Here is a 21,658-nt window from a genome sequence, read left to right on the forward strand (position 1 = left end):
ACGCCTTCATTTTTATGGCAACTTTTTTTTATATGGCGTAACATTTGTTGTTGGTTTAACGTTAAAATACTGTTACTAACGTAATTATTAACCATTTAAAACAAGCCCCATGACATCTGTTATCATATTAATTACTGTTACATATATCTGGTTGTACGAGGAGCTGATGCATGCATGGCCTGACCCTGAAGAGGAAGAGGAGTTCTGACGGGAGTTGAAGGTTCAGAGTTGAAAGTTGAGGGTTCTCGGATGAAAGTACTTAATAGCGGAAAGCCATTGAGAGTTGAAGGTTCAGGGTTGAAAGTTGAAGGCCCCTTAAAGCTAATTGCCCACAGCTAATCGCCTTTAAAGCGAAAAGCAGAAAGGTTAAAGCAAATTGCCCAACGCTAATAGCCAATAGCCAATAGCAATATTTGATAGCTTTTTTAAAGTTTAAAGCGTTAAGTTTAAGGCTGACTGCTTATATCTGATAGCTGTTTTTATAGTATTCCTACTATTGATAATCCCTAATGCACTCGCTAAGTTTGGTGATGGAAAAGCAAGCAGGATGAAACCTGTTTGTTCTTCCTATATAAATTAACGCTATCAGAGTTTATAGGCGCTTGTTGTTTACACAACGAGCGCTGTTAGGCTCACCTGGCAGGGCAAAGGAGTTTTGCCCTTTCTTACTTATCAAAATGAAATATGACCTGATATCATAAATAGATTATAACTGAAGTAGGTTGGTTTTGACGCAGAAAATTTGCTGGTTCTGTCCCGAATTTTGACAGCGGAGCCCCGAAAACTGACAATTTATCCTGAAAGCTGGTTTGACGTTTCCTAACTTAATGGTTTTATATTATCTTGCATTTACTGTAAAGGCTTACAGGTTAGTAGAATTGAGCTTTGAAATTCTAAATGTAAGATTTCTATGAAAAATACAACGAAGATAATAATCGTCGCCCTCTCAGTTTTATGCATACTCTCTATCAGACTAAATGTAAGTACCTTAGCAACTATTAAAAGGTTGAAGGCCGATCAGCAAAACAAGGCAGATTCTATTCGGATCTTGAAAAGACAGATCGCCAATCTGAAATTTAGCTTAGGAGGACAGGAATAAGAATTTTAATGAAAGTTATTGAACATACCGGTGTGCAATGCGTAATATAAAATCGAAAGTAATACGTTTTGCCATCGCCGATAGCGATCCCGTATTCAGACAAGTATTGGTGTCGTATTTATGTGCTTCTTTAGAGCGAAAAGTGATCTTTTGCGCTTCAAACGGCAGGGAGCTTTTTGAGAAAACCAAAATGCTGGGCACAGATATACTGATCGTCAATTTGTTTATGCCGGTATTAAATGGTATAGAAAGTGTTCAGCTGATCAGAAAGCTTAATAAGAACGTAAAAATTCTCGCTGTGAGTTCTGTTTTTCAGCCAGAGCTTTTGCCCTTGCTGCAGCGCTATGGAGTTAGTGGTTATTGCTCGAAAAGTGTTCGGGACATACTTCATGCATTTACGCAAATAACGAATGGCTCTTTTTTCTTCGAGGAGCATTATTTCGACCAGTGGAAAGCCAGCGAGCTCATTCTCGAAGTGAATAAAGCTGAGATGTTTATCGAAAAACTAAGTCCGGCGGAAGTTAAGATCGTTGTGCTTTGCTGCCAGGGCATGAGTAACCGGGAAATAGCCGGGAAGCTTCATTTTAGCATACGGACGGTTGATACCTACCTCTCGAAAATATTTACTAAACTCGACATTAAAAGCAGGCATGAACTTGTGAAACTTGCCTATGACAACGGAATCTGCCGGTTGATATGCTCGCATAGTGAGAAAGGTTATTGTGAATTGGACAGTCCGTTTTTACTGGAGCACGCCTGAATCTCAATCGGCGGAAAGATTACGATTAAATGTATTGAATGATTAGGTAATATTCCAATAATAATATATTATTGTGAAATTATAATCGTCCTGTGGCTTGAGTTGCAGGGTGGTTTTAGGTATATACTCCTGCTTATATTGCAAATCTGCAGGGTTGTAATTTGCGATTATCGCTGTTTGACAATCTTTCATTTAAATTAAAGCTGTTTAATAGACAGATAGGAGGTCTTATGCCATTAAAAGAGTTATTGCTTAATAGTTCCAGTTTTACGGAACTTCTGAAACAACATTCTATCAATCCTGCTGATTTTACAATAAAGGACGAAGGTTTTATTATTTCAGATAAGTTGCTTTCCAAGGAGGACGTTTTTAAAGAAATGATCCTGATTGAGGGCCACAACGAAAGCGGGCGCATTAATCTGATCGGGACAATATATTGTAACTTTGTGAAGAATATTGCCGTATTCGAGCTTGAATCTGCAGAGCGGGTTAAAGAGGATACCGCGAATGCCCTGAACCGGGAATCGGGTGAAGGCGGAGCCGATCGGGAGGGGTGACTGGTTCTTTTAAAACCAAAGGCGTTATATTATCGTTAATAGTAACATATATAAACTTTAAAATGGCGGAAGAAAGAATTATCTCAGGACTCAACGAAGATGCTATATGGCAGCAGGTTAACGCTGACTTTTCAATAAACCCCGATCCCCTGGGGTATCATGTTGTACTTCAGCAGGAGAGCCGCCGTGTGTTGCTTGATATGGATATAGATTTAGGGGGCGGTTTTGAAAGCGGGTCGGCCTTTACGACGTTCAGCTCGTATCTTTTTGGGCGTGACGCATTTCGTTTTGCTATCCACCGGGAAGGTTTTCTGGATGAGATAGGGAAATTTTTCGGGATGCAGGATGTGGTTTTAGGATTCGGGGATTTTGACAAAAGGTTTGTTGTAAAAACGAATGACGAGGCGAAGACTATCGAGCTATTTAGTGATGCCGAGTTAAGAAATACGCTTACATCGTTACCTGACCTCAGCTTTGGTATTGTGCAATACCTGCTGGAAAGTACAGATGACAAAGCGCCTTTTCTGGAGCTCAGAATTGAAGATGGAATTACAGATCCCGACATTTTAAGAAAAGCATACCATTCCTTCTTTTCTGTTCTTGAAAAGCTGGACTAAAAACTATAAGTAAGTCACGAGCAGCGCGAGAATCAGACAGATTGCTGTTTTTGCTTTTCTGTTTGTGCTTTAATGTGTACAAAGAAAGTATGAAAGCATTTGTCGCAACGATACTTGCGGACATCGCCTCCAAAACTAAATAACTTATCGATAACCGACCTTCTTATTCGGCTCAGATCAGTGGAGCTACACCTTGGGCATTTTTTTGTTCTGTGAGAGAATAGAGAGAGCATAGCGACGTAGTATTATTTAATAAAGATCGTTAAATGTTTGTCTAATTTCAACGAAATGGAAAAAATTGCCTCATTGTCAAAATCTACCGGTATCAACGCAGCGTTTTTGAATAAATAATAATAAAATCGCCTGTTATTTAGCATCTGATAAAGTCGGGAACCGTTAATTACATTCGAATTTGCTGATCTTCTGGTTTACTTCACGTACAATCAGATCTAAATCTTTAGCAGTAGTGAGAAGCATATCGAGGCATTCTTTGCTTTCGGCAGGGTTGTCGGCCGCTTCCAGCAGCGGCACTAAAGCCATGATAGAGGCTACGGGGCGACGGATCTCATGAGAGGTTAAATAGGTGATCTCTTTTAAAAAGAGGTTCTGATTTCTTATCTGCGTTTCCTTTTCTTTGCTTTCTGTGATGTCGTCGGCCAGAATAATGTACCCCTGCAACTCGCCCTCGTCGTTTTTAAGGGGGGAACCTTTTATTTTTACATACATGGTATCCCCGTTCTTTTTATATATATCGTACTCGACGGTGAAGTGTTTTTTTTGTTTTACTGCTTCTTCAATTTTCGTAAGCATGTTCGCTGAGGTTTTTTCGCCATAAAGTATATCGGCAGGCCACAGCCCGATTACCTCATCGGGGGAGTATCCCAGCTTATTTTCAAATGCCCTGTTCACCCAGGAGATTTTTCGTTCGGAGTCTGTTATAACCACCATGGTCCTGATATTCTCCAGTATGATGTCGAGGCGGTTTTTTTCGATATAACTTTTGTTGAGTTTGTTTTCGAGTTCCTTTAATCTGGTGATATCCTGAAGAATTCCTTTTACAACGAAAGAGTTTCCTTTTACTCTTTTTATCCGGAAGCTCGCGTTAACATGTTTGGTTAGTCCCGGAGAGAGATGAAGTTCGTGAATGAAATTGTATATGGTGCCATGCTCCAGTTTGGACGACAGCGTCTTTCTGACTTCTGCCGCTTCTGCGGCGTTCAGTCTGGAAAGTATCTGATCAATAGTTGTTACCCTATGTGCTATGTTGTAGATTGTGGCCGCTTCTTCGGAAAGCAGTACCCGGCCGTTGTTTACTTCAATTTCGAACGTGCCCATCAATCCGAGCTGCATTACTTCACTTAGTTTTCGCTGAACTGTAGTTGCTTTTTTACTAACCGAATAGAAGAACAGGGATGAAACGGAAATAAACAGCAGCCCCTTGAATGAATGGATTGCAAACGGGGTTTCGTTGGAAACTGCTTTTACAGAGCTCGATACTAGAAAGTCTGTGGAAAGGATCCAGAGAATACCACATACAAAATAAAGGATGGTTAAATTCTGATAATTAATAAACCGCAGACGTCTGATCATTGGAAAAGCGTTACTTTTCAGCTTATACGGGAAGCCTGGAATAAGGTTCGCAAGAAGTTATATGAATGGGCCTAATTTGTGCTTTTGCTCACTTAATGATGGATTGTAATTGTTAAGATTATATTAAGTAAATTATTTTATTTAAAAAAAATCAACAAAAGTGCCTTGTGTTGATAAAATTTGTTATTTTTGCTATAATTAATAACTCTCAAAAATTAACGCCGATGCAAACTCGTTACTTGTACCTACTACGTCTTGTTTTGCTTGTAACAGATGTGCTTTTTGTGAATCTTGCGTTCCTTTTTGCTTATTATCTGCTTTTTGGATTTGATACGCAATTATTCAGCTATCCCTATAAGAATTACCTTTTAGTAAGTAATCTGATCTGGTTTTTTTCTTCCAGTCTTTTTGGGATGTACCGCGACGCTACTCTTGAGCATCTTGTGAATATTTACAGGGCTACCTGGAAAGCGGTAGCATTTCATGCGGTATTGTTCGTCTTTTATATTACATTCTCTAATGACGATAGTATTTCCAGGGGCTTTATCCTCGCATTTTATGCGGTTGTTACTCTTGGATTTCTATTGAGCCGGTTTACGGGCACTGTTTTTGAATTTATGCTTTTCAGGCATTTTAATGTGAGCCGCCCTGTTGCTGTTCTTGGTAAGAACAATACAGGGCTTCGTCTTGCGGGATTTCTTGAAAAGAGTCAGAACTTTAAGTTCGAAGGCTTTCTGCATGATGAGGAAACATTATATGTTGATGAAAATGGGGGGCTCATGCCTTCTACCTGCAAACAGATTGCGGATGCAGCCAGCAGGGGTATTAAGGATGTATATGTTTCGTTGACCCCTGAGAGGATGACAGAAGCAAAGTATTTGCTGGAGGAGGCTGAAAAACAGTGTGTGAGACTGAAATTTGTCCCGGATCTGAGTGGTTCCCTGGCCGCACCTTTTACAGTTAGCTACCTGGGTGAGTTTCCGGTAATCAGTTTACGGAATGAACCTCTTGAAAATATCCAGAACCGCTTTAGAAAAAGAGCGTTCGATGTGGTCTTTGCTACGTTTGTTCTGGTATTTCTTTTAAGCTGGCTTGTTCCGCTTATTGCTATCATTATTAAGATGCAAAGCCCTGGTCCAGTGTTTTTTAAACAGTTGCGGAGCGGAAGGAATAACGAGCCTTTCTGGTGCTATAAGTTCAGAAGCATGCGCGTTAACAATGAAAGTGATAAAATGCAGGCCCGTAAGGATGATACCCGGATTACGCCAATCGGACAGTTTCTTCGTAAAACTAGTCTGGATGAGCTGCCTCAGTTCTTTAATGTTCTTTTGGGTAATATGAGTGTTATTGGTCCACGGCCTCATATGCTTAAACATACTGAGCAGTATAGTGCGATTATCGACAGATATATGGTAAGACAATTTCTAAAGCCGGGCATTAGCGGGTGGGCTCAGGTAAATGGTTATCGCGGTGAAACTGAAGATCCAAGTCTTATGGAGAAACGTGTGGAACATGATATTTGGTATATGGAAAACTGGAGCGCTATGCTTGATATTAAGATCATTTTTATGACAGTGATCAATATCTTTAAAGGAGAAGAGAACGCATATTAAATTTTTTCCATAAAGTAAATTTTTTTTTAAGAAGTTGATTAATATCAACTTCTTATTTTTTTTAATACAGGTTGGTGTTGAATGATGCTATTTTCAGGAAAATGACTTGCCGTGAAAGTAGTTTCTTTATTATTCATCATCGTGTTATTATGTTTCTCTTCTTGTAAGAAGACTGAAAACAACCCTTCTTCTGAGTCCGATCTTCATTCGCTTACCCTAACGTTAAACGGGTTCGGCCAGATAATCACAGATACCAAGAATGGCGGTTTTATTTCGTCAGATCCGGTTCCTTTAAAAGATTATGTTCATTTTCTGAATTATTTCATCTATGGGCAGGACGGTAACCTGGTTCATTCTTTGAAACAGGCGGATACCGACGCCAATTTCGGGAAGATTACGGACCAGGTTCCGGCGGGCACTTATTCTGTTGTTTTAGTAGGTAGCCGTTACAACAACACTTTTGGCGGCACAACTGCCCTTTCGACTTCTAAGACGCTATCTGCGGCTGTGGATGACGACCTGTTTTTTAAGAAGGTTTCAATAACGGTTGGGAGTGATGATCTGAGCCAGAGTGTTGTTCTCGACCGGGTAAGCTCTTATATGGAAGTAAGTATAGAGGAAAGCCTGCCTGCCGAAGTGGCGAGCATTGACGTCACCGTGCAAAATGAGGCGGATGTTTTTATGTTTGCCTCCGAGTCTGTTCAGATTGGAACAGTCCCTGCGACGAAGAAGTTTACTAAAGTGATCAGCAGCGACGACGATCGGAATAACCCCAGAATGGGAATGTGTATTTTGAATGTTGTTTCAGATCTATCAGTGCAAATATATTGTTACGACTCTGCTAAGAAGTATATAAAAGGTGTAAAGGTGCAGAATGTAAAGTGCGAAAAGAACAGGAAGACCATCCTCTATGGGAAGGTTTTTGCAATGCCGTCAGGAGAATTTCCGGTGTCTGTTAATCCAGAATGGGGCGATCCTATAGCTAAGCCATTTTGAAGTGAATAAGGGTGAAAAAAAAGAGGCTGTCAGAAATTCTGCAGCCTCTTTTTTCAAATGTTCAGCTAAACTGATCGTTAAACATGTGCTGTAACAGCTTCTTTAATCCGTGTTTCAAGTTCTTCCATGAGGTCGGGGTTATCGAGCAGTAGTTGTTTTACAGCATCGCGACCCTGCCCCAGTTTGGTGTCGCCGTAGCTGAACCATGATCCCGACTTCTTAACGATTTCATATTCTACTCCAAGGTCGATTATTTCGCCCGCTTTTGAAATACCTTCACCAAACATGATGTCGAATTCGGCAAGTCTGAACGGGGGCGCTACCTTGTTTTTAACAACCTTTACTTTTACCCTGTTTCCTGAAACTTCTTCGGAATCTTTAATCTGCGATATGCGACGAACATCAAGGCGTACTGACGCATAAAACTTTAATGCGTTACCGCCGGTTGTCGTTTCGGGATTACCAAACATGACGCCGATTTTGTCGCGAAGCTGGTTGATGAAAATACAGCAACATCCCGTTTTTGAAATGGTACCTGTTAGCTTTCTTAAAGCTTGTGACATCAGGCGTGCCTGTAATCCCATTTTTGAGTCGCCCATTTCGCCTTCGATCTCTCCTTTGGGTACGAGAGCAGCGACTGAGTCTATTACAATAATATCTATTGCTCCCGAGCGAATCAGGTTGTCGGCTATTTCTAGCGCCTGCTCGCCATTGTCGGGTTGCGAAATCAGCAGATTTTCTATATCTACTCCGAGCTTGCTGGCATAAAACTTATCGAATGCATGCTCGGCGTCAATGAATGCTGCGATTCCACCTTTTTTTTGTGATTCTGCAATGGCGTGAATGGCAAGGGTGGTTTTACCAGATGATTCCGGGCCGTAAATTTCGATAACACGTCCCTTAGGAAGTCCGCCGATACCCAGCGCTATATCCAGACCTATTGAGCCCGTTGAAATGGATTCAAGAGGTTCTACTGCAGTATCGCCTAATTTCATTACTGCGCCTTTACCATATGATTTTTCCAGTTTATCCAGCGTTAATTGTAACGCCTTTAATTTATCTGCACTTGCGTTGCTCATTTATTTAGTTTATTGATTTGTAAAGATAGTTATTTATTTTGAATGCTAATAAAATTAGTTATGAGTTATGAGTTGCGGGTTGCGAGTTGTAGGTTGTAGGTTGCGAGTTGAGTGTTGTTTGTTTCATGTTTATGAAATAATACTAATCAAAAATACGTAATAATATTTTGAGTTCTGGATTGCTATTATAAATTTACAACCTACAACCTACAACCTACTACCCGCTATTTCATAGTATTTGCAAAACCAGCTTATGGGGCAGATTTCACATTTTGGCCTGCGGGCAACGCATATGTATCTGCCATGAAGAATAAGCCAATGGTGTGCACGACCAAGTGTCTCTTTAGGCAGATACTTCATTAGTTGCTTTTCTACGGAAAGGGGAGTTCGGGCGTTTTGAGTCAGTCCAAGCCTGTTGGCCACACGGAAGACATGCGTATCTACAGCAATTGCAGGTGCCTGATATACCACAGACGCAATTACATTGGCGGTTTTACGACCTACGCCCGGCATCTTTTGAAGTTCTTCTATTGACGAGGGTACTATCCCCTGGAACTCGCCTGTGAGCATACGGGCCATTCCTATCAGGTGTTTTGCTTTGTTATTTGGGTAACTTACGGTCCGGATATATTGAAATACTTCTTCCACGGAAGATGCAGCCAGGGTATATGGATCCGGAAAGCGTTCGAACAAAGCCGGTGTAATTTGATTTATCCGTTTATCGGTACATTGGGCCGAGAGAATCACTGCCACCAGCAGCTCGTAAGGGTTTGTGTAGTGAAGTTCTGTTTTTGCATCCGGCTGATGAGTTGAAAAGTACTCTACGAACGCTTTAAAACGATCTTTCTTTAGCATGCATAAAGATAATAATTACTCCTTCATCGTAAATCTCGAAGAGTAATCCATGATCCGTTCTATAGTTTCCGGGCTGGGTTCTTTCATCGACTCGTTAAGCCGCGCTTTCAGAGAATTAAAGAACCGTTCGTCTTCGTTAGTAAGGGTTTCTGATAAGGGGTATTCCATTTCCTCTGCCGGAAACAAGCCTGAAGGGAGAGTAGAAAAATGTATCATAAGCAATGCCGTTTAGCAGTTTACAAATAGAACGGCATTGCTTATGCATTTATTTCATTGTATTGAAAATTTTGTTGAATTTAACTCACTCTGACACTCTGATCACTGGTGTGGAGCATCTTTCTGAGGTTATTTAACGCATACCGCATACGGCCTAAGGCTGTATTGATACTTACCTGTGTGACATCGGCAATATCTTTAAAGCTCATGTCGCCATAGTGGCGCATTATCAATACTTCTTTCTGTTCTGCCGGAAGCATCTGGATCATCTTTCGCAAATCCTTATGGGTTTGCTCGCGAACCATCCGCTCCTCGGTACTTTCATCGTGGAAACCAAGAACATCAAAAATGTCAAAGCCGTCGCCGTTTGTGATGAGCGGTGTGCGTTTGTCTTTCCGGAAGTAGTCGATCACCAGGTTGTGCGCAATACGCAGAACCCATGGAAGAAACTTTCCTTCTTCGTTATACTTCCCTGTCTTTAATGTTTTGATTACCTTGATAAAGGTATCCTGAAAGATGTCTTCTGCCAGGTACTGGTCTTTAACCAGCATATAAATAGATGTATAAATTTTGGATTTGTGTCTGTTTATTAGCTCTTCCAAACCCGCCTCGTGACCAGCAACATATAAATGTATCAGTTCCTGGTCATTCTTCCCTTGAAGTTTCATAGGACTCCTCTCTTTTTAATTCCCTTTAATTATTCGTGTAAAAAGTATTAAGTAGAGATTTCTCCAAATATTTTCTCCTGTTTGCTTGGGTTACTGTGTGTGTAAAACTAATTAATATCAAATATAATTAAATATTATAATTGATGCAACATTTTTTATTACAAGTGTCGGGTATCAAGTATCAGGTATCAAGTATCAGGTATCAAGTATCGGGTATCGGGTATCGAGTATCAGGTATCAGGTAGCAAGATGCTGACAGGGGAGTTTCTTAATGATTTATGGATTGTGTCTTGATACTTGATACTTGTGTCCTGCTACTTGTGTCTTGATACTTGCTACTTGTGTCTTGATACTGAATTTCTATTCCCTAACTTTGCTTTTGATGACAGAAGCAGAAAGAGATCCGAAAAAATATATTATCATTAAAGGTGCGCGCGTTCATAATCTGAAGAACATCGATGTTGCCATACCGAAAAACAAGTTAGTTGTGATAACGGGAATGTCGGGTTCGGGAAAGTCATCCCTTGCCTTTGATACGTTATATGCTGAAGGGCAGCGACGTTATGTAGAAAGCCTTTCATCCTATGCCCGCCAGTTTATGGGCAGGATGAATAAGCCTGAAGTTGATTATATCAAGGGAATTGCTCCGGCCATCGCCATCGAGCAAAAGGTTATTACCAGCAATCCCAGGTCGACTGTGGGGACATCTACCGAAATCTATGATTATCTCAAACTTCTTTTTTCGCGGATAGGCCGTACTTATTCTCCTGTCTCGGGAGGTGAAGTGAAGCGTGATACCGTAAGTTCTGTTGTGAATTTTGTGTCGTCGCTGCCCGAGGGTACCTCTGTAACAATTATTTGTCCGCTGCATCCTCATAATAACCGTACTCTAAAGGAAGAGCTCGCGGTGTTGCTGCAAAAGGGGTTTCTAAGGGTATACCTGGATGACCACCTTTCTAAAATCGAAGACCTGCTGGAGGATGAATCGTTGAAAGATGGAAAGCTAAGTGACGACGGAAAACTGAAGATTATAGTGGATCGTATTTCCGTAAGCCAGGACGACGAGACTTTAAGCCGCGTAGCTGATTCTGTGCAAACTGCTTTTTTTGAGGGCAGAGGTGATTGCCTTGTGGAGGAGAATGGAAATACCCATGTTTTTTGTGATCGCTTCGAGCTGGATGGTATTCGGTTTGAAGAGCCTTCGCCTAACTTTTTTAGTTTTAATAATCCTTATGGCGCCTGTAAGCGTTGCGAAGGGTATGGCAAGGTAATAGGGATCGATGAAGACCTTGTAATTCCGGATAAAAGCAAGTCGGTTTACGATGGCGCAGTAGCCCCCTGGAGAGGCGAGAAGATGAGGACGTGGCTGGATGAGTTGCTGAAGCACGCCCTGAAGTTCGATTTTCCGGTACACCGGGCGTATAATCAGCTGACCGAAGAGCAGCGTAGATTGTTGTGGACAGGAAATAAATGGTTCAGAGGTCTTGATGACTTTTTTCTGGAACTCGAATCACAAACATATAAGATACAGTATCGCGTGATGCTTTCGCGTTACAGGGGAAAGACGAACTGTCCGGAATGTAAAGGGAGTCGTCTTCGGCAAGATGCATCCTATGTAAAAGTAGGAGGACGTTCAATTATAGATATTGTGCTGATGCCTTTGGATTCGGCTCTTGATTTTTTTAGTTCGCTGGATCTTTCGGAGAACGAGACGAAGATTGCAAAGCGACTTCTTACTGAAATCACTAACAGAATAAAGTTTTTGAACGATGTTGGGCTTAGTTATTTAACACTTAACAGGCTTTCCAACACGCTGTCGGGAGGTGAATCGCAGCGGATTAATCTGGCTACTTCTCTTGGGAGTTCTCTTGTAGGTTCTGTTTATGTCCTTGATGAGCCGAGTATCGGCCTTCATCCACGTGATACCCATCGATTAATAGGAGTCCTTAAATCGCTAAGAGATGCGGGCAATACTGTGCTAGTGGTGGAGCATGAGGAAGAAATGATGAAGTCGGCCGACCATTTGATTGATATCGGTCCAGCAGCCGGGACTCATGGCGGAGAACTTGTTTTTACAGGTAATTATGAGCAGATCGTAAAGGATGAGACCAGTCTCACCGGCAAATATCTAAGTGGCAGGGAGATGATAGACGTGCCTTCGGGAAGGCGAAAATGGACAGACTTTATCGAGGTAAAAGGCGCCAGGGAAAATAATCTTAAAAATATTGATGTGAAGTTTCCGCTGAACGTCCTTACCTGCGTCACGGGCGTTTCGGGGTCGGGAAAAACTTCATTGGTGAAGCGGATCCTTCAGCCTGCCTTACAGAAAGCTATAGGGAATTATTCGGGAGAGCAGACCGGCGCTTACGATTCTATTGATGGAAGTTACAATAGAGTGGAGCAGATCGAACTGGTAGATCAGAACCCGATAGGACGTTCATCCCGTTCTAATCCTGTTACTTATGTGAAAGCCTGGGATGATATACGTAATTTGTTTGCTTCGCAGTCGGCGGCTAAAGCTGCTGGGTTGAAACCTTCGGCATTTTCGTTTAATGTTGAAGGCGGACGTTGTGATACCTGCCAGGGGGAAGGTGAGGTGAAAATTGAAATGCAGTTCATGGCCGACATTTATCTTCCCTGTGAATCATGCGGAGGCAAGCGTTTTAAACAGCCTGTCCTGGATGTTGAGTATCATGAGAAAAATGTTGCCGATATTCTGTCGATGACTATTGAGGAGGCGCTGGATTTCTTTAAGGATGAACCGAAGATAATCGGTAAGATTCAGCCGTTGGCGGATGTGGGGCTTGGATATGTTAAACTGGGCCAGTCGTCAAATACCCTTTCAGGAGGGGAAGCGCAGCGTATTAAACTGGCTTCGTTCCTAATCAGGGGAAATAACGCCAATAAAACACTTTTCATTTTTGATGAACCTACAACGGGTTTACATTTTCACGATATCAAAAAATTGCTGAAATCGTTTGATGCCTTGCTTGATCAGGGTAATACGATCATTGTAATTGAACACAATGTAGATGTGATCAAATGTTCCGACTGGATTATTGACATTGGTCCCGAAGGGGGGGATAAAGGAGGCAACCTGGTTTTTGAGGGGATACCTGAAGCTTTGGTGAAGGTTCCCGAATCATATACCGGGAGTTTCTTGAAAAGTACGCTTGCTGGGAAGGGCTAGGCTGTCATTTTAAACCAATATTGTTTATTTTGTGTTATAGATTTTATTTAATTCTGCGATAATTAACCAATGACAAAACTAAACCTCGATCAACAGGAAGCTGAATTTCTAGATCAAACCATTACTCACTGGGAAGCAGAGGGCTTAATTACCGCAGATATTGCGACCCAGCTACGGTCGTCTTATGATATTAAGCAGTTCGACTGGAGGCGACTAGCGCAGTATTCATTCTGGATAGCACTTGCCTGTGGCCTGATTGCTGTTGCATCACTGGTTATTGACGACGCGATCATTAACCTTCTGCAAAAGCTTTACGACACCCCGGATATTGTGATCAGTATGATTGCTGCAGGGCTCGCTTCGTGGTTTTATTATTATGGGCAGAAGCAGAAGGACAAACATCCTGAAAGGCTGTTCAGTAATGAAGCAACCGTTTTTACGGGGGTATTGTTTACGGCTATCAGTATCGCTTTCCTTGGAAAGGCTCTTGACAACGGATCGGGACATTTTTCTATACTCTTCCTGATTTCGGTTTTTGTATACGGCATATTGGCGTTTAAATTTAAGTCGAAGCTTATATGGGCTTTCGCCCTTATCTCATTTGGAAGCTGGTTCGGAACGGAAACGGGATATCAAACTCAGTGGAGCAATTACTTCCTGGGAATGAACTATCCTTTGCGCTTTGTTTTCTTTGGCAGCTTGCTTACTGCAGTGGGCTTGTTTCTTGAAAAGTGGCGGCGATTGCCTGATTTTAATACGCTTACCTATATAATAGGACTGTTCTATCTTTTTATTTCACTGTGGCTGCTTTCTATCTTTGGCAATTTTGGAGATATAGAAGACTGGATTAAGGTAAAGCAAACGAATCTGTTCTATTGGGGAATCGTCTCGGCGGTGGTTTCTCTTGGTTTTATGATCTATGGACTTAAGGGAAAAGATGCTCTCGCTCGTGAATTCGGAATAACATTTCTTCTAATTAATATTTACACCCGCTATGTTGAGTATCTGTGGGACATCACTGATAAGGCTGTTTTCTTTGGGGTTCTGGCCATCTCTTTCTGGCTTATCGGTCGCAAAGCCGAGAAAATCTGGAATCTGAGGAGCTAAGTATTTAGTATCAGGTATCTAGTATCAGGTATCAAGAGACGCGATGCAAGAGCCAAGAAAAAGGACTTAAAAAGTGTAATGTTTGGCTTCATATTGAGTATATGAAGCCGGAGGAAATCGTTTCAAATATGCGGGATGTCGACCATCCCGCATATTTGAAACGTCTTAACCCACTTCTGGTACTACCTTTGACTTCGTTAAACATCCACAAAAAAACATGAACAATACATCTCGAATTCACATGGGGGAGATCGTTGAAAAGCAAGTGCGTCTCAGCATGGTTAGCATCACGGAAGTGTCGAAAAGCTTAAATGTTAACCGTAGAACCTTATATAATTGGTTTTCGAAGCCGGTAATTCCTGCGCCTGTTATTCTCAATATCGGAGAATGTATAGGCTATGATTTTTCAACTCTGATTCCTCAGATAGCCGAAAGTAAAGCTCTTTTTACTCCCCGGCCGGGTATAGGGTATCCCAGAGAGGAAGAGAGCGCGTATAAAATGAAATACTTACATTTGCTGGAGAAGTATAACCTGGCGCTCGAAGAGCTCCGGGTATACCGATTTAGTACCTGATGAAATGCTTTTATACCTTGGAATCATTGCCTTACTGTTTACCGTATGTACTGTATTGATTTTTATTCTCACTAGATCCCGTCAAAATACATTTCTGCTTCTTTTCTTAGCCGCAATATTTTTACATGGGCTTGCTATTCTGGCGGACACAGGAATTCCGATTGTTTTGCTGTACGGCCCGTTTATATTTCTTGCTCTGGAGGAATACAGGAAGAGAAAAATCTTGCCTTTAAAGCTATTCAAACACAGTATTCCTTTCGTTTTTTTCTCCCTGTGGTATTTCATCCTGCATACCTTTATTGTTTCGGGCTTGGCCGAGGAGAAAATTCTGGTGTCTTATTATGCTTTATACTTCTTTTCGATGCCTGTATCACTGATCGCCTATGGTGTTTATTGCTTAAGAAGGCGGCTTGAAAAACAAAATGCATTCGAGGTATTGATAGATCAGTTATCGATCATTGAGATTATCGAGGGAGTCTTGATTCTGGTTATGTTTGCGGATTTCCTTTCTCTGCTTCCCGAATTAGGTTTTAATCTCCGGTGGATTGTACTAACTATGTTGGTTGCTTCAGCTGGCCTGATATTGCGATTTTTGATTTATTCGTATAGAAAAGCACGTATAAAGGGAAGTGAAAAGTGGCAAGAACCGGTAATTCCACCACTGCAAGAAAGAATAAAAGCATACAAAGGGTCTATGCCCGAGTTGCGCCTTCTGGAGGCTTACGAGCGGCAGTTAAGGGAATACTTTGAGCGTTCAAAAGCTTTTCTCAATCCTGGCCTCACTGCTGGCATGGTGGCAGCTGAACTCGGAATGCCGAAGCATCATTTTTCGGTGCTCCTTAATGTTTACATTGGCAGAAGCTTTTACAATTTGGTTGCGTATTACCGGATCTTATATGCAATGGAGCTGATTGCTGGCAGCGAATCGTCGTTGAGCATAGAAGCGTTGGCTAACGAGTGTGGATTTAATTCGAAGACTTCGTTTAACCGGTATTTCAGAGAATTCACAGGGTTTAATCCTTCTGAATTTAAGGGGTATCTCGATGGCCCGGATATGGAGGTCGCAATATGATTCTTGCAATTATTATTACAGGGAGTACACTGTCTGCGTGTTCTCTTTGCCTGTTTTTCCTGCTGGACAGTAGGAATAATTTTTATCGATTGTGCAGGGCCTTTCTTGTGTTTATCCTGATTCACTTCCTGCACGTATTAGTATGTGAGCTTTTTTTTAATAGTCCCGATAAACGATATATTGACTGGGCTGCTCCATATGCGTTGTTATACGGCCCTTTTCTGTTTGCAGCTCAACATACCGACAGAGGAAGGTTGAAAAATAGGGCTGGTCTTCTATTACAGATTCTGCCTTTTTTGATCTTTTCTGTGTTGTATATACTTCTTATCTGCCTTCCTGAGTACAGGCACGTCTATCTTCGCGACCATAAAATATGGCTTTTTCGTGTGATCAAGGTATCTTTTCTTGTCTATGCCTTCTTTGTTATTTTTCAGGGAACCAAAGTGAGACGCTTATTGAGCCTTTTCGCGATCATTCTTGCAACGCTAAGCCTGATTTTCATATCAGCGGCGCAGGTATCGTCACCGGGCCTGGGGCCGTATCGCTTTCTCTGGTCGAGGATAGTGATATACCTGGTTATGACCGGTGTGGTTGTCGTTTTGTTCAGGCATGGTTTGCTGACAATTTCGCAACACATAGCGCAAAAAAGGAAGGGGGAGATCCCTCGCCAAACGGCGGAGAATGGAGAACCCGCGTATCAGAAGTCGATATTGCCGGAGGATGTAATGGAGAGATATTATGAACGATTGAAGGATGCTATGGAGACAGATCAAGCTTTTCTGGATCAGGAGCTTTCCCTGGAGGGACTTGCTTCGAAACTTAAAATGCCCAGGCATCATCTGACTCAACTACTGAGTGTCTATCTCGATACCAATTTTTATCAGTTCGTTAATACGTACAGGGTGAATTATGCCTGCGATCTTATTAAATCTGGTGGTGAAGTTAAATCTCTTGAAGATATAGGGCTTCAAAGCGGTTTTAACTCTAAAACCTCTTTTAACCGGTACTTTAGAAACCAGACAGGTTGCACTCCATCAGAGTTCAGGAAGAGGCACAAAGGAAGTTGATATAGCAGGACCGTATCAAAAGAAAGCTACCTTGATAATGTGTATGACAGCGAGGATGAAGAAGATGACGGAGATGCTTCTGTTGATGATCTTCGTGCTGAGATCAAATTTTTCCTGGATATACCGGGCAAAATAAGCAAAAAGAGAGAGGGAGAGAAAGGCTCCTAATCCAGCACCTATAGAAAACAGTTCTATTCCGGGGCCTTCAGTTGTAATCCAATGCTGCGAAATGAGGTAGGTGCCTCCGATCATCCAGAAAGGGATCTGCATAGGATTGAAAATGCCCAGTATGATGCCATATCTTATACTGTCGCGGCGTTTGAACTCAACGTGCTTTGGATGTGTAGAAGCGTGCCAGCTGAAATATCCCATTATAAGAAACACAGCGATCAGAAGATAGTCGATGATGTACAGCCAATTCTTGTGCATGGCGAACCATTCGGCGAAGCGCATCAGAATATATGTAAATATGGTGTCGACTACTGCAAATGTAGTTGTGAAATACAAAGCCTGCTTTATTCCACGGTTTACAGAAATATGAACAGTTGTAAGGTTAATATTACCCGGAGGAATATATCCCAGGAAGTTCATAAGCACTGCGACAAGGAAGGTGAGAAGGAGCATTTCTGAGTTATTGGTTATGAATTGTGAGTTATGAATTAGGGATTATGGGTTATGAATTATGGGGTATGAATTTTACAAAAAAAACTTATAACTCATATCTTATAACTCATAACTAACTAACTACTTACCGCTATTTCATAATTAATTTCAACTCCTCCGGCGGCTAACATATCATGAACGGAGCAATACTTTTTTACGGCCAGCTCAGCCGCTTTTTCTGCTTTAGCTTGATCAACATTGCCGCTTAGCTTAAATTTCATGTGGATTTTGGTAAAAACAGCGGGTATTGCGTCTGCACGCTCGCCTTCAACTGATACGGAAAAGTCCTGAATTTCCTGGCGTTGTTTTTTGAGGATCTGTATAAGATCCAAAGCGCTGCATGATCCGAGGGCCATCAGTACGAGTTCCATAGGGCGTACCCCTTGTCCTTCGCCACCGAGTTCGGGAGAGCCTTCGATGTGAACGTTAATGCTTCCTGATCCTGCGGCTTCAAAATGAACAGCCTCGTTAATGCGGTTTAATTCTATCTTCATTAGCTATTTTGAATTGTCTAAGGCTTGCTTTATATCAGCAATAATGTCTTCAGTATCTTCCAGTCCGACGGAAATGCGTATAGAGCCGGGATATATTCCCAGGTTTTCGCGTTCTGCTTCCGTTAGCTTTGAATGCGTTGTTGAACTGGGATGTGTTGCTATTGATCGCGAATCGCCTAAATTGGAGGTTATAAGGATCATCTTCAACGCGTCAAGGAAGCGTTTAGCTCTCTCAAAACCGCCTCTTACAATGAAAGTAACGATGCCGCCTCCCTGTTTCATTTGTTTCTTTGCCAGCTCATACTGCGGATGGGAGGGCAGATGAGGATACCGTACTATCTCCACTTCGGGGTGTCCTTCAAGCATTTCAGCAAGCTGAAGCGCGCTGCTGCAATGCCTGTCCATCCGGATGGTAAGCGTTTCCAGACTTTTGGAAAAGATCCAGGCATTAAAGGCCGACATCGCCGGGCCTGTGTGGCGAATAAAGAACATCAGCTCTTTTATCAGATCAGCCCGGCCTGCTACGATGCCTCCTAAAACGCGTCCCTGTCCATCCATATACTTGGTGGCTGAATGGCAAACCAGGTCTATTCCATAAGGAATAGGTTTCTGAAGGTATGGGGTAGCAAAGCAATTATCCACGTTCAGAATAATATGCGGGTATTTCTTTTTGAAGCCACCCAGCCATTCAAGGTCTACAAGTTCGAGTCCTGGATTGGAAGGGGTTTCCAGAAAGATCATCTTTGTTTCAGGCCTTATTGCAGCTTCCCATTCTTCCGGTTTTAATGCATCTACATAAGTATAGGTGATGCCCCATCTTGGAAATAGCTGATTCAGCAACTGGTGCGTTGATCCAAATACAGAACGGCAGGATATTATGTGATCTCCACTTTTCAGCAGACCTGCCGTCGATGCAAATACTGCCGCCATCCCTGATGCAAAGGCTAGTCCCGCTTCAGCGCCTTCTAGGTCGCATACTTTATTGATGAGCTCTGTTGTATTTGGGTTAGAATAACGGGAGTATACATTTCCTGCTTCTTCTTCAGCGAAAATTGCACGTCCTTGTTCTGCATCATCAAAAATAAAACTCGAAGTGAGATAAAGGGGAACAGAGTGCTCACGGTGCTGGCTGCGTTCAGCCTGATTGCGAATTAATCTGGATTGTTCGTTCATTATAGTATAGAATCAGATGTCAGATATCAGAGACCAGAGAGAATATTTATCTGTATGAGTATACCTGAGCTGATGAAAAGTATCTGTATTAATTATTGCAAATATAATGAATAGATTTATTTTGACGGGATTAAAGCCATCCGATAATAAAGGTTATGATACTTTTGAGACTCACCAGTATTACAATTATTCCCACGGCAAGCATAATGGATTTAGCAGATATTTTATTTGCAACCCTTGCTGCGATGGGAGAAGCAATTGCGCTGCCTAGAATAAGCCCCCCAATGGCTTCCCAATGAAGGCCCTTCAACATTGTGATAAATGTTAATGAGCTCATAAATGCCACGAAAAATCGTGATAGTTTCACCGATCCAAGTGAAAAGCGTGCATGGCGTCCGCCGGCAATAAGTGATGAAAGTACGATGGAGCCCCAGCCGCCACCTCCCACGGCATCAACGAAGCCGCCAAAAAGACCAAGTCCTCTTATGTTCGTGATCTTTTTTTGCCGTGTTTTTTTTCTTGCTGTGAGGTTCAGCGCTTTGCGGAGTATCACCGCTCCGAGGATCAGGGTATATACGGAAACAACCGGCTTTGTGTACATGCTGTAGTGCTCCAGCGACGACAGAAGATAGGCGCCGGCCATAGCTCCTACAATTCCCGGAATTACGAGCATTTTAAAAAGCTTTATATTTACATTCCCCATCCGGTAGTGCATTACCCCGGCGATGCCGTTGCTAAGAATTTCGGAGAGGTGTACCGCTGTACTTGCCGAAGCAGGAGGTATTCCCATCGAGAGACTGAAAGTAGTAGAGGTGACCCCATACGACATTCCGATAGCTCCGTCGATCATTGCGAAAATAAATCCTGCCACCAGAAAATAGTAGAACATGTGCGGAATTTCTTCGAAGCGTGCCTTAAAGGACGGAACGAAATTCCAGAGAAGGATGAATGCAATTGTAATAACTGATAAAGAAAAAAGCCAGAACAGCCACTTCTGACCGGCAGACTTTGGCGGTTCCTCTAAAGATAAAATCTCTCCGGTAACTTCTTCCTCCTTTGATGGTATTTCCATGTACGTTGGATAACAGAATCTTAAAGTATTTCTAAAGGGAGCAAATATACAAAGTGTTGGAGTGGAAAGTTGAAGGTTGAAAGTTGAAAGTTGCGATTGCAGGTTGAAAGTTGGGTTGAAGGTTGCGTGGGGAAAGAAAAGAAGTATAAGTACAAAGTAGTGGAAAGCATAAAGGCGAAAGCAGAAAGCTTAAAGTTGGTGAAAACGAAACAAACTGAGTGATGAATGCTTACGGTTGAAAGCTAATTGCCAATTATCCGAAATAATCCATTACCGACTTCTTGTCTCTCGAAATCTGTGCCCGAAGCTCGTCGAGCCCGTTGAACTTCATGTCGCCGCGAACAAAGTGATGGAAATGGAGCCTCAATGTTTTGCCGTAGATCTCTTCGTCGAAGTCGAAAATGTTCACCTCTATGTTGCGCAACATGCCGTTAATAGTAGGACGGTTGCCGATGTAGGCCATTCCCTTCCATTCGTTGCCGGTGGTGCCGAACTGTGCTACCTCAATGGTGGCAGCGTAAATTCCATCGGCAGGAATCAGTTTATACGCTTCTTCAACAAGGAGATTTGCTGTCGGGTAGCCTATTTTGCGCCCTATCTGATCTCCTTTGATTACTTTTCCTGTGAGATGAAAAGGGTAGCCGAGGAAGTCGGCCGCCGTTTTAACGTCGCCATGGAGGAGGGCCTCCCGTACTTTTGTAGAACTTACCGCTACGTCGTGTATGTCTTGTTCTGCGATTTTCTCGATTTCATAATTGTACACCGATGAATAATGTTGCAGAAGAGCGAAATTTCCCGCGCGATCTTTGCCGAAACGGTGGTCGTATCCTATGATGATTTTCCTGATCCCTATTCTTTCTATCAGGATCTGTTCGATATAGCTCTCAGGAGAAAGATTAGAAAAGTCGCGTGTAAAGGGGGTAATGATCAGGTGATCAACACCCAGGCTTTCTATTAGTTCAGTTTTCTCCTGTATGGTGGTTATCAGTTTGAGGCTTTCGTCTTCAGGATGGAGAATCATCCTGGGATGAGGGAAAAACGTAAGAATAACGCTCTCTCCTTTCATATTTCTGGCGTCTTCGACCAGCCGGGAGATAATTTTACGATGCCCGATATGCACACCATCGAAAGTTCCGATAGTAGCGACTGCATTGTTTGATTTCTGAAATTCGTTGAGATGTTTGTATACTTTCATT

At 42.2% G+C, this 21,658-nt stretch carries 20 protein-coding genes; 10 read left to right on the forward strand and 10 right to left on the reverse strand.

The features are described from left to right. Window positions 1-1,136: 1,136 nt before the first annotated feature. The 3 genes from BDE36_RS05615 (at window position 1,137) to BDE36_RS05625 (ending at window position 3,033) form a co-directional block, all read left to right on the forward strand. Window positions 1,137-1,859, forward strand: coding sequence for a response regulator transcription factor (locus BDE36_RS05615; RefSeq protein ID WP_141814069.1), 723 nt, complete (start codon window positions 1,137-1,139; stop codon window positions 1,857-1,859). A gap of 230 nt (window positions 1,860-2,089) precedes the next feature. Next, window positions 2,090-2,416: a hypothetical protein gene (locus BDE36_RS05620; RefSeq protein WP_141814070.1), complete on the forward strand. Its 327-nt coding sequence runs from the start codon at window positions 2,090-2,092 to the stop codon at window positions 2,414-2,416. A 62-nt stretch (window positions 2,417-2,478) separates the two neighbouring features. Further along, entirely contained in the window at window positions 2,479-3,033 is a 555-nt protein-coding gene (locus tag BDE36_RS05625; RefSeq protein WP_141814071.1) for a hypothetical protein, read from the forward strand. Between the two features lie 396 nt (window positions 3,034-3,429). On the opposite strand, the gene BDE36_RS05630 is transcribed toward BDE36_RS05625, so the two are convergent. Then, a complete protein-coding gene (locus tag BDE36_RS05630) occupies window positions 3,430-4,623 on the reverse strand; it encodes a PAS domain S-box protein (RefSeq protein ID WP_141814072.1) in 1,194 nt (397 codons plus the stop codon). A 224-nt stretch (window positions 4,624-4,847) separates the two neighbouring features. Here BDE36_RS05630 and BDE36_RS05635 point away from each other — a divergent pair, with 224 nt between their 5' ends. Together BDE36_RS05635 and BDE36_RS05640 are read left to right on the forward strand one after the other, a co-directional pair. Further along, entirely contained in the window at window positions 4,848-6,236 is a 1,389-nt protein-coding gene (locus BDE36_RS05635) for an undecaprenyl-phosphate glucose phosphotransferase (RefSeq protein WP_141814073.1), read from the forward strand. Between the two features lie 111 nt (window positions 6,237-6,347). After that, on the forward strand, window positions 6,348-7,232 hold the full coding sequence (locus BDE36_RS05640) for a FimB/Mfa2 family fimbrial subunit (protein WP_141814074.1): 885 nt from the start codon (window positions 6,348-6,350) through the stop codon (window positions 7,230-7,232). A 77-nt stretch (window positions 7,233-7,309) separates the two neighbouring features. On the opposite strand, the gene recA is transcribed toward BDE36_RS05640, so the two are convergent. The 4 genes from recA to BDE36_RS05660 form a co-directional block, all read right to left on the reverse strand. Next, entirely contained in the window at window positions 7,310-8,311 is a 1,002-nt protein-coding gene (recA, locus tag BDE36_RS05645; RefSeq protein WP_141814075.1) for a recombinase RecA, read from the reverse strand. A 207-nt stretch (window positions 8,312-8,518) separates the two neighbouring features. Then, window positions 8,519-9,166, reverse strand: a complete 648-nt coding sequence (gene nth / locus BDE36_RS05650; protein ID WP_141814076.1) for an endonuclease III — start codon at window positions 9,164-9,166, stop codon at window positions 8,519-8,521. Window positions 9,167-9,181: 15 nt separating this feature from the next. Continuing rightward, entirely contained in the window at window positions 9,182-9,382 is a 201-nt protein-coding gene (locus BDE36_RS05655) for a hypothetical protein (protein WP_141814077.1), read from the reverse strand. A gap of 80 nt (window positions 9,383-9,462) precedes the next feature. Next, on the reverse strand, window positions 9,463-10,050 hold the full coding sequence (locus tag BDE36_RS05660) for an RNA polymerase sigma factor (protein WP_128769599.1): 588 nt from the start codon (window positions 10,048-10,050) through the stop codon (window positions 9,463-9,465). Window positions 10,051-10,432: 382 nt separating this feature from the next. Between BDE36_RS05660 and uvrA the strand changes: the two genes are divergently transcribed. From uvrA to BDE36_RS05685, 5 genes are all read left to right on the forward strand, one after another. Continuing rightward, a complete protein-coding gene (gene uvrA / locus BDE36_RS05665) occupies window positions 10,433-13,240 on the forward strand; it encodes an excinuclease ABC subunit UvrA (RefSeq protein ID WP_141814078.1) in 2,808 nt (935 codons plus the stop codon). Window positions 13,241-13,309: 69 nt separating this feature from the next. Then, a complete protein-coding gene (locus BDE36_RS05670) occupies window positions 13,310-14,347 on the forward strand; it encodes a V-type ATP synthase subunit I (protein WP_141814079.1) in 1,038 nt (345 codons plus the stop codon). Window positions 14,348-14,564: 217 nt separating this feature from the next. Next, the gene (locus tag BDE36_RS05675; protein ID WP_141814080.1) at window positions 14,565-14,921 is read left to right on the forward strand and encodes a hypothetical protein; all 357 of its coding nucleotides are present in this window, start codon (window positions 14,565-14,567) and stop codon (window positions 14,919-14,921) included. 361 nt (window positions 14,922-15,282) lie between these two features. Further along, the gene (locus tag BDE36_RS05680) at window positions 15,283-15,993 is read left to right on the forward strand and encodes a helix-turn-helix domain-containing protein (RefSeq protein WP_211360909.1); all 711 of its coding nucleotides are present in this window, start codon (window positions 15,283-15,285) and stop codon (window positions 15,991-15,993) included. Window positions 15,994-16,379: 386 nt separating this feature from the next. Beyond that, window positions 16,380-17,060 carry a helix-turn-helix domain-containing protein gene (locus tag BDE36_RS05685; RefSeq protein WP_211360910.1) on the forward strand — a complete coding sequence of 227 codons (681 nt, stop codon included), beginning with the start codon at window positions 16,380-16,382 and terminating at the stop codon, window positions 17,058-17,060. A 15-nt stretch (window positions 17,061-17,075) separates the two neighbouring features. Here the strand turns inward: BDE36_RS05685 and BDE36_RS05690 are convergent, their stop codons facing one another. From BDE36_RS05690 to BDE36_RS05710, 5 genes are all read right to left on the reverse strand, one after another. Continuing rightward, window positions 17,076-17,684 (reverse strand): LysE family transporter, encoded by a 609-nt coding sequence (locus BDE36_RS05690; protein ID WP_128769593.1) that lies wholly within the window; start codon window positions 17,682-17,684, stop codon window positions 17,076-17,078. 116 nt (window positions 17,685-17,800) lie between these two features. Beyond that, window positions 17,801-18,217, reverse strand: a complete 417-nt coding sequence (locus BDE36_RS05695; protein ID WP_128769592.1) for an OsmC family protein — start codon at window positions 18,215-18,217, stop codon at window positions 17,801-17,803. Window positions 18,218-18,220: 3 nt separating this feature from the next. Further along, entirely contained in the window at window positions 18,221-19,390 is a 1,170-nt protein-coding gene (locus BDE36_RS05700; protein ID WP_128769591.1) for a trans-sulfuration enzyme family protein, read from the reverse strand. 130 nt (window positions 19,391-19,520) lie between these two features. After that, the gene (locus tag BDE36_RS05705) at window positions 19,521-20,462 is read right to left on the reverse strand and encodes a sulfite exporter TauE/SafE family protein (protein WP_141814083.1); all 942 of its coding nucleotides are present in this window, start codon (window positions 20,460-20,462) and stop codon (window positions 19,521-19,523) included. 253 nt (window positions 20,463-20,715) lie between these two features. After that, window positions 20,716-21,657: a bifunctional riboflavin kinase/FAD synthetase gene (locus BDE36_RS05710; protein ID WP_141814084.1), complete on the reverse strand. Its 942-nt coding sequence runs from the start codon at window positions 21,655-21,657 to the stop codon at window positions 20,716-20,718. Between the last annotated feature and the right edge of the window lies 1 nt (window position 21,658).

Origin of the sequence: Arcticibacter tournemirensis, from assembly GCF_006716645.1 — a bacterium.
In the GTDB taxonomy this organism is placed as follows: domain Bacteria; phylum Bacteroidota; class Bacteroidia; order Sphingobacteriales; family Sphingobacteriaceae; genus Arcticibacter; species Arcticibacter tournemirensis.

Coding starts and splice junctions, on each gene's coding strand:
- BDE36_RS05615 (WP_141814069.1), top strand. CDS start 1,137: ATGCGTAATATAAAATCGAAAGTAATACGTTTTGCCATCGCCGATAGC.
- BDE36_RS05620 (WP_141814070.1), top strand. CDS start 2,090: ATGCCATTAAAAGAGTTATTGCTTAATAGTTCCAGTTTTACGGAACTT.
- BDE36_RS05625 (WP_141814071.1), top strand. CDS start 2,479: ATGGCGGAAGAAAGAATTATCTCAGGACTCAACGAAGATGCTATATGG.
- BDE36_RS05630 (WP_141814072.1), bottom strand. CDS start 4,623: ATGATCAGACGTCTGCGGTTTATTAATTATCAGAATTTAACCATCCTT.
- BDE36_RS05635 (WP_141814073.1), top strand. CDS start 4,848: ATGCAAACTCGTTACTTGTACCTACTACGTCTTGTTTTGCTTGTAACA.
- recA (WP_141814075.1), bottom strand. CDS start 8,311: ATGAGCAACGCAAGTGCAGATAAATTAAAGGCGTTACAATTAACGCTG.
- nth (WP_141814076.1), bottom strand. CDS start 9,166: ATGCTAAAGAAAGATCGTTTTAAAGCGTTCGTAGAGTACTTTTCAACT.
- BDE36_RS05655 (WP_141814077.1), bottom strand. CDS start 9,382: ATGATACATTTTTCTACTCTCCCTTCAGGCTTGTTTCCGGCAGAGGAA.
- BDE36_RS05660 (WP_128769599.1), bottom strand. CDS start 10,050: ATGAAACTTCAAGGGAAGAATGACCAGGAACTGATACATTTATATGTT.
- uvrA (WP_141814078.1), top strand. CDS start 10,433: ATGACAGAAGCAGAAAGAGATCCGAAAAAATATATTATCATTAAAGGT.
- BDE36_RS05670 (WP_141814079.1), top strand. CDS start 13,310: ATGACAAAACTAAACCTCGATCAACAGGAAGCTGAATTTCTAGATCAA.
- BDE36_RS05675 (WP_141814080.1), top strand. CDS start 14,565: ATGAACAATACATCTCGAATTCACATGGGGGAGATCGTTGAAAAGCAA.
- BDE36_RS05680 (WP_211360909.1), top strand. CDS start 15,283: ATGCCTGTATCACTGATCGCCTATGGTGTTTATTGCTTAAGAAGGCGG.
- BDE36_RS05690 (WP_128769593.1), bottom strand. CDS start 17,684: ATGCTCCTTCTCACCTTCCTTGTCGCAGTGCTTATGAACTTCCTGGGA.
- BDE36_RS05695 (WP_128769592.1), bottom strand. CDS start 18,217: ATGAAGATAGAATTAAACCGCATTAACGAGGCTGTTCATTTTGAAGCC.
- BDE36_RS05700 (WP_128769591.1), bottom strand. CDS start 19,390: ATGAACGAACAATCCAGATTAATTCGCAATCAGGCTGAACGCAGCCAG.
- BDE36_RS05705 (WP_141814083.1), bottom strand. CDS start 20,462: ATGGAAATACCATCAAAGGAGGAAGAAGTTACCGGAGAGATTTTATCT.
- BDE36_RS05710 (WP_141814084.1), bottom strand. CDS start 21,657: ATGAAAGTATACAAACATCTCAACGAATTTCAGAAATCAAACAATGCA.